Raw genomic sequence first — 17,285 nt, forward strand, 5'->3', positions numbered from 1 at the left:
CGCGCTCCAAGGATGAATGGGTGAAAAAGGGAAGGGACGACGACCTTACTTGCCGGCCGCGATGGCCTTGACGTACTGGTCGGTCACGCCCACCGAGTAATCCGGCAGGATGGCCTGCAGCGTCTTCTGTTCCTTCAGGAACTCGGCCGTGGCCTGCAGCGACTTGACGGCACCGGCATCCTTGCCGCCCGAGAGCCACTTGGTGGACGCCTGTTCGGCCGGCGTCGGGAACTGGTAGAGCTTCAGTGCTGCCGCCACCTCGCCCGGCTCGCCACCGGAGATGGCCGCCACCGCCTTGCCCTGCGCGGTGTCGCCGGTCCATTGACCCGGGTTGGCGCGATACATGGCGTCGTACTTGGCCAGCATGCGGGTGAAGCTGATCATGAACTTCTCATGCTCCTTGGCCCAGTCGCGGTTGACCACGAAGCCGTCGAAGGTGGCGATGCCGGTCTGGGCGGCGATCTTGCCGGAGCTGGTCACCACCGTGCCACTGGCGCTGATCTTGGCCAGCACCGGGTTCCAGACGAAGGCGGCATCGATGTCGCCACGCTCCCAGGCCGCTGCGATCTCGGGCGGACGCATGTTGAGCACCTTCACGTCGGCCGCCGACAGGCCGGCCTGCTTGATCGCCATGAGCGCATGGAAGTGGCTGGTAGAGACGAAGGGCACGCCCAGGCGCTTGCCCTTGAGCTGCGCCACCGAGCTGATGCCGGCTCCGTTGCGGGCCACCATGGCCTCGGCGTCGTTGATGTTGTCCAGGATCCAGAACAGCTGGATCGGCAGGCCCTGCGACAGGCCGGCCGCCACCGGGCTGGAACCGGCTTCACCGATCTGCACGTTGCCCGAGGCCATGGCGCGGATGACGTCGCCGCCACCGCCGAACTTGCGGTAGTTGACCTTGTAGCCGGTTTCCTTGGCGGCTTCGTCAAGCTGCTGGGCGTAGCGCCAGGGGACCATCATGTCCTGGTAGGCGATGGTGACTTCCTTGTCGGCGGCCAGGGCCAGGGAACTGACGCTGACGGCGGAGAGCAGGCAGACGCCGGCCAGCAGGCCGGTCAGGGTAGGACGAAGTGCGAATGCTTTCATGGAGAACCCCTCGTTATCGTGATGTGGCGATGTGAGCAAGGAACGCGGCCCGTGGCTGGCACGCGGTTGCCCGTTTCGGTGTTGGCAACACGCCTACTGTGACGCAGAAAGTGCGCCAGCCGATGGAGCCACAGCGGCCTTTCGATTGGACCAGCGCAGCCATGCCTGGTCCGGGTGCGTTGTGGCAGTGGCGACCCGGCGCACAGCCGCGCCACCGCAGGCTGCGCGGCTTGGGCGTGGTGCGGCGGGCAGAAAGCGGCACCGCTTTCGCGCCATTTTTGTGCGTCTTGCCCACCTGCAGTGCTGTCGTGGCTGGCTCCATGGAAAGGTCGCGCTGGTCTTATGGTCCAACCGGTGCCGATGCAATGATTGCGCCATGTCCCGACTTATCCCTTCTTCTTGCCGCGTGTGCCATCCCGAGGTGGCCGCATGAGCGCCTCCCTGTCGCTGGTCGCCGGCCTCATGGCGGTCAGCCTGCTGGCCGGTCTCACCAAGGGCGTGACCGGCTTTGGCGGGGCGCTGGTCATGGCGCCGCTGTTCGGCCTGGCGCTGCCGTCCTCAGAGGCGGCAGCCCTGATCGTGCTGGTCAATTGCGCGGCGTCGCTGCAGGGCTGGCGCGGCTGGATCCGGCAGGCCCACTGGCCGACGGTGTTGCCACTGGCGGCCATCGCACTGGCCTGTACGGCGGCGGGGGTGCGCCTGATCGCCAGCGGCAGCCTGCCCGACATGCATCGCCTGATCGGCCTGTGCGTGCTGGCGGTGACCGCCTTGCACGTGTTGGGCTGGCGCTGGCGCCATGGGGGCGGCGCCACGCCGACGCTGGCGGCCGGCGCGGTATCGGGACTGATGACGGCGCTGTGCGGGATCGGCGGGGTGGCGGCGGTGTACTACTTCAATGGCATCCGGCGCGCTGAGACAGGAGCGATACCGCAAGCGGCCGATCACGGGCAGGCGCATGAGCAGGCACATGAGCAGGCCGCACACCTGCGCGCCAACCTGCTGGCTTACTTCATGGTGCTGTTCTTCGGCGCGGCCATGATCCTGGCCTGGGACGGGCAGGTGGGTCTGCCGCAACTGGCGCTGACGGCCTGGCTGGTGCCGGCCTTCGCGGCCGGTGTGCTGGTGGGGGAACGGCTCTATGGCCTGCTGTCACCGTCATGGTTCCAGCGCATCGTGTCGGCGCTGCTGTTCTGTGCGGGGCTGGTGGCGCTGGCGGGATGAGCAGGCAGCAGGTACAGCAGACGGGCTTGCATCAAATGGCCCGCCTGATGGCACAATCACGGCTTGCCCCTGATGTCGTCCTTTCCTGATCGCGCAGGCCACGTCCCTGCCAAAGAGCCCGCCATGAACCTGACTTCGCTCGCACTCCTCCTCGTCTTCCAGTGCCTGGGAGAAGGCGTCGCCCAGCTGCTGGGCCTGCCTATCCCCGGCCCGGTGATCGGCATGCTGCTGTTGCTGCTGGCCTTCCTGTCATCACCGCGCCTGGCTGGGCTGATGGAGCCCACTTCCTGGGGCATCCTGCAGCACCTGTCATTGCTGTTCGTCCCGGCCGGGGTGGGCGTGATCGCCGCCGCCGGCCAGCTCAAGGCCGACCTCCCGGCCATCGTGGTGGCGCTGGTGGCCAGCACGGTACTGGCCATCGCCGTGGGCGCGCTGGTGACGCAGGCGGCCATGAAGTGGCTTGGCAAGTCCGGTCCGCCTGATTCGTCAGATCAGCCGACGACGCCCGACGCCGGCCAGGAGTCGCACTGATGCACGGCCTGGCACGTCTGACCGACATCTGGGTCTATCTCGCCGCCTCGCCGCTGCTGGGGCTGACCACCACGCTGGTGGCCTATCTGGTGGCGCTATGGGTGTATCGCCGGCTCGGTTTCAACCCGCTGGCCAATCCGGTGCTGATAGCCATCGCCATCGTGGTGAGCATCCTGACCGTGACCGGCACTCCCTACAAGACCTACTTCGAAGGCGCGCAGTTCGTGCACTTCATGCTCGGCCCGGCCACGGTGGCGCTGGCCATGCCGCTCTACAAGCAATGGAGCAAGCTGCGTCATGCTGCCGTGCCGCTGCTGCTGGGCCTGGCGGCGGGGTCCATCACGGCGGTGGTGTCGGCGGTGGGCATTGCCTATGCCATGGGCGCTTCGCCGCAGATCATGGCATCGCTGGCGCCCAAATCGGCTACCACGCCGATTGCCATGGCGATTTCGGAACGCTTCGGCGGTCTGCCTTCGCTGACCGCCGTGCTGGTGATCTGCACCGGCATCCTGGGGGCGGTGCTGGCGCGCTATGTGCTGAATTTCCTGCGCATCGACAGCCATCCGGTACGCGGCTTTGCGCTGGGCGTGGCCTCGCACGGCATCGGTACGGCGCGGGCGCTGCAGGTGAGCGCCGAGATGGGCGCTTTCGCCGGCCTGGGCATGGGGCTCAATGGGGTTTTCACGGCGATCGTGGTGCCGCTGGCGATGCCGGTGTTCCTGCGCTGGATCGGCGCCTGAGGCCGGCGCCGATTGCCTTGCCGGCTTACCTGGCCGGCTTGGGGCACCAGGGCGGCACCTTGAACTGTTCCACCAGGAAGTCGCGCATGCGCTGGACCTTGGGCGGCAGGTGGGTGCGGGTCGGGTAGAGCGTATGCACCACCAGTTGCTCGCCGGTGCTCCAGCCTTCGAACAGTTCCACCAGTTGCCCCGAGGCGATGGCGGCATTGACGATGAAGTCCGGCTGGATCGCGATGCCCTGGCCGGCGATGGCCATCTCGCGGCAGGTTACGCCATTGTTGACATAGACGGTGGAACGCACGCGCACATGGCAGGTGTCGCCATGCACATGCCTGAAGCTCCATTCGTCGCCATTGGCGCGGTAGCTGTAGGAAATGAAGGGGTATTCACGCAGCTCGGCCGGCGTCTCCGGCCTGCCGTGGCGGCGCAGGAATTCCGGCGAGGCGCAGGCAATCATGCGCACCGGCGCCAGTGGGCGCGCCACCATGCGGCTGTCACCCAGGGTGCTGATGCGGATGACCATGTCGAACCCTTCTTCGATCAGGTCGATGGTGCGGTCCGAGAGGGTGATGTTGAGCGTGATCAGCGGATTGTCTTCGGCGAAGCGACCCCATAGCGGCGCCAGTTGTTCCACGCCGAAATCCTGGGGCGCGCCGATGCGCAGGCGGCCGCAGGCCTGGTCGGAATTGAGCCCGACCTCGCTTTCCACGTCCTGGATCGATTCCAGCAATTCCTTGCAGCGGGCGAAATAGACGCGTCCCTCGTCGGTCAGCGACAGCCGCCGCGTGGTGCGGTGGAGCAGGCGGATGCCCAGGAACTGCTCCAGCTCCGACACCTGGCGCGAGACGGCCGGCTTGGACAGGCCGGTGACATCCACCGCGCTGACGAAGCTGCCGCTCTCGACCACGGCGACGAAGGTTTCCATGGCTTGCAACTTGTCCAAGCTGTCTCCGATCTGCAAGAAAAATAGCGCCCAGCGTGCCACAGGCGCGCAGGCATGACCATGCTACGTTTGGATAATGGCCAGCATGGCCCCAACCATGCTCGGCACCTGGCGCTGGCGCGCTAGCGGACCCCGGCGGCCCAGCCCACCACCTCGGCCGCCAGCCGCTCGCTGGCCGCGCCGAAGGCGGTGACCACTTCCGGCACCTTGCTGCCGGCCACCGGCTGCACCACGGCAAAGCGGCGCGCCGCCAGTTGCTGGCGGGTGGTGGTATCGACCAGGCGCGCGTCATAGACGATCACCACCTGCGGTACACCGTTGCGGTATTCGGTCTGGAAGGCAGCCAGCACGCCGTTGAGTTCGACCTCGGCCGCGATATTGGCATTGTCGCCGGACAATTGCGGGAAGCGGCCATCGGCCTGGAAGGCCTCCAGCAGACGGTCACGCAACAGTTGCGGGGCCGGATCGCTCCAGCGCACGCCGGCATAGGACTTGATCATGTCACCCTCGGGCAGCACCAGGATACGTTCGCTGTCGACGCTGCGATTGGCGCTGGGCGTGACGATGCGCAGCGCCCGGTAGGGGCCGGCGCTGTTGCTTGTGCTGGCAGGCGTAGCCACGGTCGGGGCCGGCAGGCGGTACACCGCCAGCGGGTCGGCCTTGGGCAGGATGGAGCAGGCCGTCAATGCCAGGCTGCCGGCCACGAGGGCGGTGCGCAGGAGCAGGGTCTTCATGGTTGGAATTCCTGGAGATTGTCTTGGCCCAGCAGGTAGGCGCCGGGATTGTTTTCCAGCTTCCGGCTGATGGCCCGGACCGAGGCCAGTGTGCCGCGCAGTTCGGTGATGGCCGGGCCGATCTCGGCCACGCCCTGGGCGCCGTTGTTGAGCGCCGCCTGGTTCTGCTGGATCAGGGTTTCGATCTGCTGGCTGCTGGCGGCCAGCGAACTCATGGCCTTCTGCAGGTTGCCCATGGCGTCGTTGCCCCGGGTGGACAGCAACTGGTTGGCCGACTGCATGGCGATATTGGCCTGGCGCGCCGCCTCGGCCAGGTCCTGCATGGCCTGGCCGACATTGCCGCGCTGCGCGGCCAGGCTGCCGGTCAGCTGTTCCAGGTGGGCCAGGGTCTGGTTCAGGCGCTGCGCGTTTTCCGGGGCCAGGAACTGCTTGGCATTGATCAGTACTTCATTGACGTTGGAGAGCAGGTCTTCGCCATTGGACAGCAGCGAGGTCAGCGGCGAAGGGGAGGCGATGATGACCGGATCGTTGCCATCCCTGGACTCCAGGCGCGGGCTTTGCGGCGAGCCGTTGGTCAGCTGGATCAGGGCGGTACCGGTGATGCCGGCCAGGGCCAGCTTGGCACCGGTGTCTTCCTTGATCGGTGCCTTGCCCGTCACGCGGATGCGCGCGCGCACCTTGCGCGGATCGGCCGGGTCAAGGCTCAGGCCGACCACATCGCCCACCTTGATGCCGCTGTACTGCACCGGGCTGCCCCGGGACAGACCGCTGACGGCTTCGTTGAAGATCACCGTGTAGTAATCCACGTCGCGGTCCTGGCCGACCTTGGTCAGCCACAGGCAGAACAGCAGCGCCGCCAGCGCGACCAGGATGGTGAAGAGTCCGATGAGGACGTGATGTGCGCGGGTTTCCATCAGGCGGGTCCTTGCTGGGTTGCGGTGGCGGCCGATCGCAGCGCAGCCACACTGGCGGCCCGTCCACGCGGGCCCTGGAAATATTGCCGTATCCACGGATCGTCGAAGGCGGCCACCGCTTCGATGCGGTCGGCCACCAGGACCCGTCGCGCCGACAGCACGGCCACGCGGTCGCAGATGGCATAGAGGGTGTCGAGATCGTGGGTGACCAGGAATACGGTCAGCCCGAGGGCGTCGCGCAGGGTCAGGATCAGGCGGTCGAAGGCGGCGGCGCTGATCGGGTCCAGGCCGGCGGTGGGTTCGTCCAGGAACAGGATGTCTGGGTCCAGCGCCAGGGCCCGCGCCAGCGCGGCGCGCTTGATCATGCCGCCCGAGAGTTCGGCCGGGAACTTGTCGCCGGCGGCAATGGGCAGGCCGGCCAGGGCCAGCTTCATGGCCGAGACGCCCCGCGCCTGGTCGGCATCGAGGCCACCGTATTCGGTCAGGGGCAGGGCGATGTTTTCCAGCACTGTCAGCGAGGAGAACAGCGCACCCTGCTGGAACAGCACGCCAAAGCGGCGCTCGTAGCGCGAGCGCGCCTGGGTGGAGAGCGCCGACAGGTCCTGTCCGAACACCTTCACCTGCCCGGCGGCCGGACGTTGCAGGCCGACGATGCTGCGCAGGAGCACCGACTTGCCGGTGCCCGAGCCGCCCACCACGCCGAGGATTTCGCCGCGCCGCACCTGCAGGTCCAGCTGCTCGTGCACCACCTGGGTACCGAACTGGTTGCGCAGGCCGCGCACGTCGATGATGTCTTCCGTGCCGGTGTGAGCGGGGTCGTGGGGTACGTTCACCATCCCATCTCCATGAAGAACAGGGCCGCCAGCGCATCCAGCAGGATCACCACGAAGATCGACTGCACCACGCTGGAGGTGGTGTGCTGCCCCACCGACTGCGCACTGCCGCTGACCTTGAAACCTTCATTGCAGCCGATGATGGCGATGACGAAGGCAAACAGCGGCGCCTTGACCATGCCCAGCACGAAATGGCGGATGCCCACGTCCTGCTGCAGCAGCGACAGGAACATGGTGGGGCTGATGTCCAGCGACAGGGCGCACACCATGGCGCCGCCCAGGAGGCCCGACATCATGGCGATGAAGGTCAGGATGGGCATGGACACCAGCAGCGCGATGATGCGCGGCAGGACCAGCAGGTTGACCGGGTCCATCCCGAGGGCGCGGATGGCGTCGATTTCCTCGTTGGCCTTCATGGAACCGATCTGCGCGGTAAAGGAGCTGGCGGTGCGCCCGGCCATCAGGATGGCCGTCAACAGCACCGCGAATTCGCGCAGGAAGGAAAACGCCACCAGGTCCACGGTGTAGATGCTGGCGCCGAAATCAGCCAGCACCGTGGCGCCCAGGAAGGCCACCACCGCGCCCACCATGAAGGTCAGCAGCGAAACGATGGGCACCGCATCCAGCCCGGTCTGTTCGACCTGCGCCACCACGGCGGTGAAGCGCCAGCGCGAGGGACGCCAGAAGGACGCCACCAGCGTCTGCAGGGATAAACCGGCAAAGCCCAGCAGGCCGCGCGCGCAGGCACGCAGGCTGAGGGTGGCGATGCCGGCACGCTCCAGCACATCGGTGATCCAGGCCTGGGGCGGCGGCGCCGGTTTGGGAATGGCGATTGCCTTGGCGTCGGCCACGGCGGCCAGCAGGCCACGCCAGGCCGGCGCCAGGTCGCTGTCTTCCCCGGTCTGGCGCAGTGCCGCGGGCACGCCCAGCAGATCCACCAGCATCTTGGCGCCCACGGTATCGAAGGCGGTCAGTGCCGAAAACGTCAGCACCAGATCGTCCCCCATGGCCGACCGTTCCTGTGCGATCCGGCGCGACAGCGCGGGATAGTTGTGCAGCGTCCAGTCGCCCTCCACATGCAGCACGGGCGGGCTGGTCGGTTCCAGGCGGAAGGTGGCAGCGGTATTCAAGTCGGACGCGGGTGGGTGTATGGATGGGGATGCGGCAGTTTACCTACATTTATCGCGTGCGTGCCAAATCGCTCATGGCACGGCGCCAAGTATTGCATGAGCCCGGTGCTTTGCGCCAGCGTGCCGGCAGGACTATCCCAAGAGGTAATTGTCCCGTGCCGGTGGCGCTTCTACCATGCGCACTTCCTGCCAGGGCGATGCAATGCGCGCCTGTCCACCCCTGGAAAGCGTCGCGGCCACCCTGACGTTTTCTGCACCATGCGGCCTGTGCCGCCTTCTCCTCATGAAAAAACTCGTCCTTACTTTTACCGCCTGCGCCCTGGCCCAGACCAGTCTGGCAGCCCACGCAGAAGCCTCCAGCGTCACCGTCTACGGTGTCATCGACATGAGCATGGTCTATACCAGCAAGGTCGGCCCGGGCAACAACAGTCGGGTCAGTCTCGATTCGGGTGATGCCATGGCCTCGCGCATCGGTTTTCGCGGCAAGGAAGACCTGGGCGGCGGCCTGTCGGCCATCTTCCAGCTGGAAACCGGCTTCAGCGCCGACGACGGCGCCATGGCCACGCCCGGCACCCTGTTCGACCGCAAGTCGGTGGTCGGCCTCGCCGGTCGCTACGGCACCCTGACCGTGGGTCGCCAGACCGACTACCTGGAAGAGATCGGCCAGCAATACAGCTCCTTCCAGATCTTTGGTGGCGGCGGTGTGCGGGCCGGCCACTTCAACAGCCTCGACCGCCTGACCGGCGCCCGTACCAACAACTCGGTGCGCTTCGACAGTGCCGAGTTCGGTGGCTTCAGCGGCAGCCTCTTCTATGGCTTTGGCGAAGTCGCCGGCAAGACCGCAGCCGGGCAGGCCTTCGGGGTCGGCGCCAACTTCCGCAACGGCAATGCCGGCATCGGCGCGGCCTATTACCAGAGCCGCCTGGCGGCCGACGCCATACCGGCCAGTGCCGGTGATACCGACCTCAAGACCTTCACCTTGGGCGCCAGCTACCAGGCCGGCCCGGCCAAGCTGTTCGCGGCCTGGTCGCAGGTGCGTCGCCCGACCCAGCAGGCCCTGGGCAGTACCGGCCTGGTGGCCATCACCAGCGCCACCCGGGCCAATGTGTTCGACGTCGGCGTGAACTATGCGCTCAACGCCAAGCTGCACCTGCTGGCCAGCGTCATCCATGACCGCGCCGACCTGGCACGCGCCGGGGCCGGTGCCACCCGTGGGCACACCACCCAGCTCAACCTGGGCGTGGATTACTTCCTCTCCAAACGCACCGATGTGTACGCGATGGCCAGCCGCCAGTCGGCCAGCGACGTGATCAATCCCGGCGTGATCAGCGCCGCCTATTCCTCGGCCCCGTCTGACGACAGCAGCCAGAACGTGCTCCGCATCGGACTGCGGCACAAGTTCTGAAGCATCGGCACCAACGGATGGCAGCCATCGCCGCTGCCACCGCCCACTCACCAGAGCACTTCGCTCAAGACGGCCCCTGTGAACCAGGGGCCGTTTTCCATTTCTCTGCCTGATCTCCGCCTGATCTCCTCCTCGTCTTCGCCTGACGACGGCCGGGCTGTCCTCCGCGCCGCCAACAATGGCATCAGAAGTGACAAGAAATTCACCTTGTCCTTCGTACTGTTACTGCGCAAAACGTCTTTTCAATTGATGAAGATGTGAAGTTGTTTGCTGGTCCCACTGGCGCGCAAACCTTCACTTGTAAAGCATCGAAGAGATGGTGAAGTTGCCAGCTCTCCAGGCGGACCAAGGTGCCAAAAAATCATGGTGTGAATGATTCTTCATTTAGACGACAAGCCGCCCCTCATAAACAAATTCTCGTCAATCAACAAGCTTCACCATGGTGCGATTGTCGCCGTTAGCAAGCTCCGATTGAATGGGCACGGGACGAAATATGAAGAATTTTGAAACCAGAAAATTCGGGATGAGCGCGATCGACATGAGCAGGCAATGAACAGATCTGCAAGATCAACGCATGAAACGTGAAGACAAAGGACAGGCTGCCGCCGGTTCCGGTCGTCTTTGCGGGTCATGGGGGTCCCACGCGAAAGGGCCGCGAGAAATGCTCGTCCGTGTCATTTCCTCCATGTCAGACAGCTCAGGAAAAACAATATGTCTATCACCATCACCAGCAATCGCATGAGTCGCCAGCCCTCGTCTGCGGCTTCGTCGTCTGCACGCAGTCGCAAGGGCGTGTCGCTCTCCGTGACCAGCACCGCCGCCTTCAGCTCCATCTTTACCGCGACCTTCACCGCGACCGTCACCTCGCCGATGGCGATCAAGCGGTTCTCCGGCACCATGGCGGGCGGCGTGTCGTCGCAGGGCGGGTACGGGCCGTTGTCGATGATCCTTTGTCCGTCATTGCCCATGCGGGTGAGCCTGCCGGTGTCGAGCTCGCCCTACGCTTGCCCGTTCCCGGCGGTGAGCAAGCCGGTGCCAACGCCACTGTCAACGCAGACCACGCCAAAGCCCAGCTTTGCCTGTCCCTTCCAACTGGTGAACATGACGACGCCACGCCCGGCGCTGGCCAGTCCTCCGCCGTTGAATGTCCGCCCCTGCCCGCTGACGCCGGTCAATCTCCGCCCGGCAGTCACGGGCGTGGTCCCTACTCCTTCACCCAGGACCGACGCAGTCAAGCCATGGATCGTCACCAAGGACGTGGTGCCGGTGTCGCAGGCGTTTCCACCCGGTGTCATCATCGAGTTCCTGGATTGCACGCCGGTCCCGGTGTCCAGTCTGGTGCCATCCTCCGGCCCCAGGCTGGTGCCGACCGTCAAGCCACTGCCCGAACCGGTGCTCACGCCCGTAATCAAGACCGTGGTCAGGACGGCGGAGTTGCCGCTCGTGGTGCCTGGTGTCAAGTCAGAACTGGTTCTCACCCCCACGTCGGTGAGCACTCCCGTGGAGAAGCCGACCCCGACCCCGACACCCGTGCTGGTCAGCACGCCAGTAGCATCGTCCCCGTCCGGCGTGGCCAGCCAGCCCCAGGGCGGCAGCACGCTGCAGACGTCAGCGGTCGCACTGGGCGCTGCCGTGGCGCTGCCGACCGCCATGGTGGTGGCAGCACCCAGGCCGCCTGTCGTTCCCGACAGCCATTTCCGCAGCCTGCGCGACAACGACAACGCGCTCAAGCTCGATAGCGGGCGCACCGTCAATTTCAAACCGGGCGACATCAAGATGAAGGCCGACGAGCAGGATCTGCTGATCGGCACCGACGGCGACGACCGCCTCGATGCAAGCGGCTCCGAACTGGAGGACGCCATCCGTCGCTACCGCCCCCGCTTCACCCGCTTTGTCGGCGGCGGGGGCGACGACATCATCTTCGGCGGCGCCAGCGCCGACACCATGTGGGGCGGCACCGGCAACGACCGGCTGATCGGCAAGGACGGCGACGACAAGCTCTACGGTGAAGAGGGCGACGACCGCCTCGATGGCGATGCCGGCAATGACCTGCTGGTCGGTGGCGCCGGCAAGGACGAACTGTACGGCGGCCTGGGCAATGACACGCTCTTTGGCGGCGATGGCGATGACCTGATGTATGGCTACCAGCTCTTCAACAATGTGCAGCAGTCCTTGCTGCCGGGCCAGAGCGACGACGACGTGATGGATGGCGGCGCCGGCAATGACACCATGAATGGTGGCCTGGGCAACGACCAGATGTGGGGGGGGAGCGGTGACGACCGCCTGCGCGGCGGCAGTGGCGACGACAAGCTCTACGGTGACGAGGGCAACGATCTCCTCTACGGCGAAGAGGGCAACGACCTGCTCATGGGCGGCGACGGCGACGACGAGCTCTATGGCGATTTCCGGCGTGCCTACGGCGCGGCGACCAATGATGTCGGTGGCGACGACCGGCTCTATGGGGGCGCCGGCCGGGACAGGCTGTATGGCGGCGTCGGCAATGACCTGCTCGACGGTGGCAGCGGCGAAGACTACCTGGAAGGCGGCAAGGGCGACGACATCTACATCGTCGATAACGCCAATGACAAGGTGGTCGAGAACGTCAACGAGGGGCATGACACCGTCATCGCCTCCTGCAGCTACACGCTCGGCAACGAGGTGGAAGACCTGCGCCTGACCGAAGGCGGCAATTTCGACGCCATCGGCAACGCGCTGGACAACCTGCTCACCGGCAACAGCGGCGACAACCTCCTCGATGGCGGCAAGGGCGTGGACACCATGATCGGCGGTCGCGGCAACGATACCTACGTGGTCGATGACGTCGCCGACAAGATCGTCGAAAACGCCGGCGAAGGGATCGATACCGTGGTCTCCCGCATCAGCTACACCCTGGGCGAGAACCTGGAAAACCTGATCCTGCTGGATGCCACCAAGCCTGAGCGCGAAACCATCAACGGCGTCCAGATGCTGACCTATGGCTCGCCGCACTACTACCGGCTGGACTACATCCAGGGTGATGAGGTGGACGGTTACCAGGGTACCTGCGGTGAAACCAGCGTGGCCAACGTCTGCGTCATCGCCGGCCTGAAGGTGAGCGAAGGCGATGTCATCAAGCGCGCCATTGCCAACGGCTGGTGCAACACCGACTCGCCCGACCCGGGCACGCGTGGCTCCAGCAACCAGTACTCGCAGCTGAACATGCTCAACAGCTTTGGCCTGCGCGCGGAGACGCTGGACGGCTACAACGTCAAGCGCATGGCCGAGCTGATCAAGGACGGGCGCGGCGTGATGCTGGCGGTGAACGCCGACAGGCTGTGGGGGGCGCCGCGTGTGGAAGGCTGTCGGGTGGATCACAGGATCACGGTCACCGGCGTGGCCTGCGATGCCAGTACCGGCGAAGTGGCCGGCTTCTACATCACCGATTCCGGGCGCGGGCGGGCCAGCGACGGCTGTCGCTATCTCACCCTGGAGGAGTTGCGCAATGCTGCCGATGTGATCGGCGCCAGCATGATCACCACGCTGGACCCGATCAAGATCCGGGACCAGAACATGGACGCCATCGGCAACGCGCTGGACAACATCCTCACCGGCAATCGCGGCAACAACCTCATGAAGGGCGGCAAGGGCAACGACACCCTGATCGGCGAGGCCGGCAACGACACCTACGTCTTCAGCCGGGGCGATGGTCGCGATGTCATCGTCGACAGCGACAAGACCCGGGGCAATATGGACGTGCTGCAACTGACCGACATCAACCAGAACAACCTCTGGTTCAGGAGGTCCGGCAACGACCTGTGCATCGACATCATGGGCAGCACCGACCGCGTGACCGTGAAGGACTGGTACGTGGGCGGTGTCAGCGGTAGCGACAACCGCATCGAGCGTATCAAGACCGCCGACGGCAACACCCTCTACGACAGCGACGTCGACAAGCTGGTGCAGGCCATGGCCAGCTTCGCCCCGCCCGCCGCCACCCAGACCTCCTGGGTCAACGGGCAGACCAGCCAGGACAAGGTGCTCATGACCGTCACCCACTGAGCCTGACCCCAAGCAAGTGAAGTACCCGACGCCGGGCCATGCGCCCGGCGGCGACGCCATGCGTCCCCTGCGAGCAGGCAGGGCGGGGTAGGGCGTGCCGATGGCCATGGCCATCCACGCGAAGCATCTATTCAAGAATCCGGAAATCTATGAACCAGTCCGACAAGGATCCCGATCAGGCAGGGCAAGACAGTGCCCTGCAATGCCTGATGATGATGGCGCGCCTGCATGGCATCGCCGCCGATCCCGCGCAGTTGCAGCACCAGTTCGGGCGCGAGCCCTTCACCCTGGACAAACTCTTGCTGGGCGCGCGCGCCCTGGGTATGAGTGCGCGCTGCATCACCCAGGACCGCAAGCGCCTGGAACGCACGCCCCTGCCGGCCATCGGCGTGGACCGCCAGGGCCGTTATTTCATCCTGGCCAAGCTGGAGCAGGGGCAGGCCAGGGACTGGGGCAGCCTGCGCATCCTCATCCAGCGGCCCGGCCAGCCGCCACAGGTGCTGTCACGGCGCGATTTCGAGTCGCTGTGGTCGGGTCGGGTGATCCTGTTGACCAGCAAGGCCAGCTACGCCGGTGAATCGGCACGCTTCGATTTCTCGTGGTTCATCCCGGCCGTGATCAAGTACCGCAAGGTGCTGGTGGAGGTGCTGGTGATTTCGCTGGTGCTGCAGCTTCTGGGACTGGTGACGCCCCTGTTCTTCCAGGTGGTGATGGACAAGGTCCTGGTCAATCACGCCATGATGACGCTCAACGTGGTGGCTGTGGCGCTGGTGGCCGCCACCCTGTTCGAGGCCGCCCTGACCGGCATTCGTACCGCCGTGTTCGCCCATACCAGCAGCAAGATCGATGTCGAGCTGGGCTCGCGCCTGTTCGCCCATCTGCTGAGCCTGCCGATCGGCTACTTCCAGGTGCGGCGCGCCGGTGACTCGATCGCGCGCATCCGCGAGCTGGAAAACATCCGTTCCTTCCTCACCAGCAACGCCCTGACACTGGTACTGGATATCGTTTTTTCCTTCATCTTCCTGGGCGTGATGCTGTGCTACAGCGTCACCCTGAGCCTGATCGTGCTGGCCTCGATCCCGCTGTACCTGGCGCTGTCGCTGGTGTTTACGCCCATGCTGCGGGCGCGCCTGAACGACAAGTTCAACAAGAACGCCGAGAACCAGTCCTTCCTGGTAGAGACCCTGACCGGCATGGATACCGTCAAGTCCATGGCGGTGGAACCGCGCTGGCAGCAGCGCTGGGACAAGCAACTGGCCGCCTATGTCGCCGCCAGCCTGGGCAGCACCAACATCGGCCTGCTGGCCAGTGGCGGGGTCACGCTGGTGAGCAAGCTGGTGACCGTGGGCATCATGTGGCTGGGCGCGCTGCTGGTGGTCAAGAACGAGTTGACCGTGGGCGAGCTGGTCGCCTTCAACATGCTGGCCGGGCAGGTGGCTTCGCCGATCCTGCGCATGGCGCAGTTGTGGAACGATTTCCAGCAGGTCGGCATCTCCATGAGCCGTCTGGCCGATGTGCTGGACGCCCGCGCCGAGATCGGCGGCAATCGTACCCGGCTGCCGCAGGTGAGCGGGGCCATCAGCTTCGACCAGGTGTCCTTCCGCTACCGCCCCGAAAGCCCGCCGGTGATCCATTCGGTTTCGCTGGAGATCGCGCCGGGCGAGGTCATCGGCGTGGTCGGCCGTTCCGGCTCCGGCAAAAGCACGCTGGCGCGGCTGGTACAGCGCCTCTACCTCTGCGACGGCGGCCGCATCAGCGTGGACGGCCAGGATATCGCCGTCATCGACACCGCCTCGCTGCGCCGACAGATCGGCGTGGTACTGCAGGAGAGCACGCTGTTCTCCCGCTCCATCCGCGACAACATTGCCCTGGCCGATCCGGCCCTGCCGATCGAAGACATCATCGCCGCCGCCCGCCTGGCCGGCGCCCATGATTTCATCTGCGAGCTGCCCGAAGGCTACGACACCGTGGTCGGCGAGCAGGGCAGCGGCCTCTCCGGCGGCCAGCGCCAACGCATCGCGATTGCCCGCGCCCTGATCACCAACCCCGGCATCCTCATCTTCGACGAGGCCACCAGCGCCCTGGACTATGAGTCCGAAAAGATCATCCAGGACAACATGCGCCAGATCTGCGCCGGCCGTACCGTGCTCATCATCGCGCACCGGCTCTCGGCAGTGCGCGACGCCGACCGTATCGTCGTCATGGAGCAGGGGCGCATCGCCGAAAGCGGCCCCCATGCCGAACTGCTGGCACGGCCCGACGGCATCTACGCCCATCTCTACGGACTGCAGAGCCAGCAAGCCAGCCCCGCAGCTGCAGGCGCGACGCTGCCCGAGGGAGGCGTGGCATGAGGATGCAACACCGTCGTCAGGCCTGGAGCGAGCTGGGCAACCGTTACGTCCGGGTGTTTCAGCATCACTGGAAGGCCCGCCACGCGCTGCCCAGTGATTTCTACAATCGCCAGGAAGCCGAGTTCCTGCCGGCCGCCCTGGCCTTGCAGGAGTCGCCCGGTTTGCCCAGCCTGCTGTGGACCGCCCGCCTGATGGTGGGCTTGGTGGTCTTCGCCCTGGTCTGGTCGGTAGTGGGGCAGATCGACATCATCGTCAGCGCCAACGGCAAGCTCATTCCGACGTCCCGCGTGAAGACCATCGCTTCGGTGGACCTGGCCAGCGTGAAGGGCCTGTTCGTCACCGAAGGCCAGCGTGTGGAGGCGGGTGATCTGCTGATCGCACTGGACTCCAGCAACAGCGATGCCGAACGCGCCAAGGCCGCCGATGCGGTGGCCCAGGCCAGGCTGCAGGCTGCGCGCGCCGCCGCCCTGATGGACGCCGTGCAGAACCAGCAGCCGCCCGAACTGAGCAAGGTGGACGGCGTGTCGCCGGCCCAGTGGGCCTCGGTACGCAGCCAGCTGCAGGGCCAGTACCAGGAGGTGCGCGCTCGCCTGGCACGGCTGGACGACGAAATCTGGCGCTATGGCTCGGCCCTGCGCCTGGCCACCCAGCGTGCCCGTGACTACCAGGCGCTGATGGCTGATCGCACGGTTTCCCAACATGCCTGGCTGGAGCGCGAGCAGGCCCGCATCGACCTGCAGGGCCAGTTGTCCGACGCCCGCAACCAGCGCGCCGCGCTGATCGCCCAGACCCGGAAGGAAGCGCACGACAGCCGCGTGGAAGCCGAAAAGATCATCGAGGCCGCGCAGCAGGACCAGGTTCGCGCCGAGGAACACAGCCGCCTGCTCAGGCTCACCGCGCCGGTGACCGGGACGGTGCAGCAACTGAGTGTGCATACCGTGGGCGGCGTGGTGCCGGCGGCGCAGCCGCTGATGCAGATCGTGCCGGAAGACAAGGAACAGGAGATCGAAGCCTTCCTGGAGAACAAGGATGTGGGCTTCGTCCAGGTCGGCCAGCAGGCCGAGGTCAAGCTGGACGCCTTCGACTACACCAAGTACGGCACCCTGCGTGCCAAGGTCCGGCAGGTCTCGCGTGACGCCATCCCGGACGAGAAGCGCGGCTTGCTCTATTCGGTACGCGTGGTGCTGGAAGACAAGAGCATCGTCATCGACGGCCAGCGCGTGGCGCTTTCGTCGGGCCTGGCCAGCAATGTGGAAATCAGGACCGGCAGCCGGCGCGTCATCGAATACCTGCTCTCGCCGCTGGTGCGCCACCAGAAGGAGGCCTTGCATGAACGTTGATGGAGGAGGGCGCTGCAGG

The 17,285-nt window shown here is 65.8% G+C and carries 13 protein-coding genes; 7 read left to right on the forward strand and 6 right to left on the reverse strand.

The genetic code is table 11. The annotated features are described in order from the left end of the window. Positions 1-45: 45 nt before the first annotated feature. Positions 46-1,086: a taurine ABC transporter substrate-binding protein gene (tauA, locus tag HBH1_RS06045; RefSeq protein WP_102661978.1), complete on the reverse strand. Its 1,041-nt coding sequence runs from the start codon at positions 1,084-1,086 to the stop codon at positions 46-48. Between the two features lie 429 nt (positions 1,087-1,515). Here tauA and HBH1_RS06050 point away from each other — a divergent pair, with 429 nt between their 5' ends. The 3 genes from HBH1_RS06050 to HBH1_RS06060 all read left to right on the forward strand — a co-directional run bounded on the left by HBH1_RS06050 (position 1,516) and on the right by HBH1_RS06060 (position 3,578). After that, positions 1,516-2,307 carry a sulfite exporter TauE/SafE family protein gene (locus tag HBH1_RS06050; RefSeq protein WP_102661979.1) on the forward strand — a complete coding sequence of 264 codons (792 nt, stop codon included), beginning with the start codon at positions 1,516-1,518 and terminating at the stop codon, positions 2,305-2,307. 123 nt (positions 2,308-2,430) lie between these two features. Continuing rightward, complete coding sequence (locus tag HBH1_RS06055) at positions 2,431-2,838, forward strand: CidA/LrgA family protein (RefSeq protein WP_102661980.1); 408 nt, start codon at positions 2,431-2,433, stop codon at positions 2,836-2,838. Then, positions 2,838-3,578, forward strand: coding sequence for an LrgB family protein (locus HBH1_RS06060; protein WP_102661981.1), 741 nt, complete (start codon positions 2,838-2,840; stop codon positions 3,576-3,578). The genes HBH1_RS06055 and HBH1_RS06060 overlap by 1 nt, the downstream gene beginning before the upstream one ends. A 25-nt stretch (positions 3,579-3,603) precedes the next feature. Here the strand turns inward: HBH1_RS06060 and HBH1_RS06065 are convergent, their stop codons facing one another. The 5 genes from HBH1_RS06065 to HBH1_RS06085 all read right to left on the reverse strand — a co-directional run bounded on the left by HBH1_RS06065 (position 3,604) and on the right by HBH1_RS06085 (position 8,132). Then, entirely contained in the window at positions 3,604-4,521 is a 918-nt protein-coding gene (locus HBH1_RS06065; RefSeq protein ID WP_102661982.1) for a LysR family transcriptional regulator, read from the reverse strand. Positions 4,522-4,643: 122 nt separating this feature from the next. Beyond that, positions 4,644-5,255: an ABC-type transport auxiliary lipoprotein family protein gene (locus HBH1_RS06070; RefSeq protein WP_102661983.1), complete on the reverse strand. Its 612-nt coding sequence runs from the start codon at positions 5,253-5,255 to the stop codon at positions 4,644-4,646. Continuing rightward, positions 5,252-6,169, reverse strand: coding sequence for an MlaD family protein (locus HBH1_RS06075; protein ID WP_102661984.1), 918 nt, complete (start codon positions 6,167-6,169; stop codon positions 5,252-5,254). The genes HBH1_RS06070 and HBH1_RS06075 overlap by 4 nt, the downstream gene beginning before the upstream one ends. Beyond that, a complete protein-coding gene (locus HBH1_RS06080) occupies positions 6,169-7,005 on the reverse strand; it encodes an ABC transporter ATP-binding protein (protein ID WP_102661985.1) in 837 nt (278 codons plus the stop codon). Before HBH1_RS06080 ends, HBH1_RS06075 begins: the two co-directional genes overlap by 1 nt. Further along, on the reverse strand, positions 6,999-8,132 hold the full coding sequence (locus HBH1_RS06085; RefSeq protein ID WP_102661986.1) for an MlaE family ABC transporter permease: 1,134 nt from the start codon (positions 8,130-8,132) through the stop codon (positions 6,999-7,001). The genes HBH1_RS06080 and HBH1_RS06085 overlap by 7 nt, the downstream gene beginning before the upstream one ends. A gap of 283 nt (positions 8,133-8,415) precedes the next feature. On the opposite strand from HBH1_RS06085, the gene HBH1_RS06090 reads away from it, so the two are divergent. The 4 genes from HBH1_RS06090 to HBH1_RS06120 all read left to right on the forward strand — a co-directional run bounded on the left by HBH1_RS06090 (position 8,416) and on the right by HBH1_RS06120 (position 17,266). Next, positions 8,416-9,537 carry a porin gene (locus tag HBH1_RS06090; RefSeq protein ID WP_102661987.1) on the forward strand — a complete coding sequence of 374 codons (1,122 nt, stop codon included), beginning with the start codon at positions 8,416-8,418 and terminating at the stop codon, positions 9,535-9,537. 711 nt (positions 9,538-10,248) lie between these two features. Then, positions 10,249-13,575, forward strand: a complete 3,327-nt coding sequence (locus HBH1_RS06110; protein WP_233207536.1) for a calcium-binding protein — start codon at positions 10,249-10,251, stop codon at positions 13,573-13,575. A 149-nt stretch (positions 13,576-13,724) separates the two neighbouring features. Next, positions 13,725-15,926 carry a type I secretion system permease/ATPase gene (locus HBH1_RS06115; protein WP_102661992.1) on the forward strand — a complete coding sequence of 734 codons (2,202 nt, stop codon included), beginning with the start codon at positions 13,725-13,727 and terminating at the stop codon, positions 15,924-15,926. Then, positions 15,923-17,266: an HlyD family type I secretion periplasmic adaptor subunit gene (locus HBH1_RS06120; RefSeq protein WP_102661993.1), complete on the forward strand. Its 1,344-nt coding sequence runs from the start codon at positions 15,923-15,925 to the stop codon at positions 17,264-17,266. Before HBH1_RS06115 ends, HBH1_RS06120 begins: the two co-directional genes overlap by 4 nt. The last annotated feature ends 19 nt before the right edge of the window (positions 17,267-17,285 follow it).

Origin of the sequence: Herbaspirillum sp. BH-1, from assembly GCF_002870055.1 — a bacterium.
GTDB classification, from domain to species: Bacteria; Pseudomonadota; Gammaproteobacteria; order Burkholderiales; family Burkholderiaceae_D; genus Herbaspirillum; species Herbaspirillum frisingense.

What these genes read in the sequence shown, in the direction of transcription:
- tauA (WP_102661978.1), bottom strand. Translation starts at nt 1,086, where the DNA reads ATGAAAGCATTCGCACTTCGTCCTACCCTGACCGGCCTGCTGGCCGGC.
- HBH1_RS06050 (WP_102661979.1), top strand. Translation starts at nt 1,516, where the DNA reads ATGAGCGCCTCCCTGTCGCTGGTCGCCGGCCTCATGGCGGTCAGCCTG.
- HBH1_RS06055 (WP_102661980.1), top strand. Translation starts at nt 2,431, where the DNA reads ATGAACCTGACTTCGCTCGCACTCCTCCTCGTCTTCCAGTGCCTGGGA.
- HBH1_RS06060 (WP_102661981.1), top strand. Translation starts at nt 2,838, where the DNA reads ATGCACGGCCTGGCACGTCTGACCGACATCTGGGTCTATCTCGCCGCC.
- HBH1_RS06070 (WP_102661983.1), bottom strand. Translation starts at nt 5,255, where the DNA reads ATGAAGACCCTGCTCCTGCGCACCGCCCTCGTGGCCGGCAGCCTGGCA.
- HBH1_RS06075 (WP_102661984.1), bottom strand. Translation starts at nt 6,169, where the DNA reads ATGGAAACCCGCGCACATCACGTCCTCATCGGACTCTTCACCATCCTG.
- HBH1_RS06080 (WP_102661985.1), bottom strand. Translation starts at nt 7,005, where the DNA reads ATGGTGAACGTACCCCACGACCCCGCTCACACCGGCACGGAAGACATC.
- HBH1_RS06090 (WP_102661987.1), top strand. Translation starts at nt 8,416, where the DNA reads ATGAAAAAACTCGTCCTTACTTTTACCGCCTGCGCCCTGGCCCAGACC.
- HBH1_RS06110 (WP_233207536.1), top strand. Translation starts at nt 10,249, where the DNA reads ATGTCTATCACCATCACCAGCAATCGCATGAGTCGCCAGCCCTCGTCT.
- HBH1_RS06115 (WP_102661992.1), top strand. Translation starts at nt 13,725, where the DNA reads ATGAACCAGTCCGACAAGGATCCCGATCAGGCAGGGCAAGACAGTGCC.
- HBH1_RS06120 (WP_102661993.1), top strand. Translation starts at nt 15,923, where the DNA reads ATGAGGATGCAACACCGTCGTCAGGCCTGGAGCGAGCTGGGCAACCGT.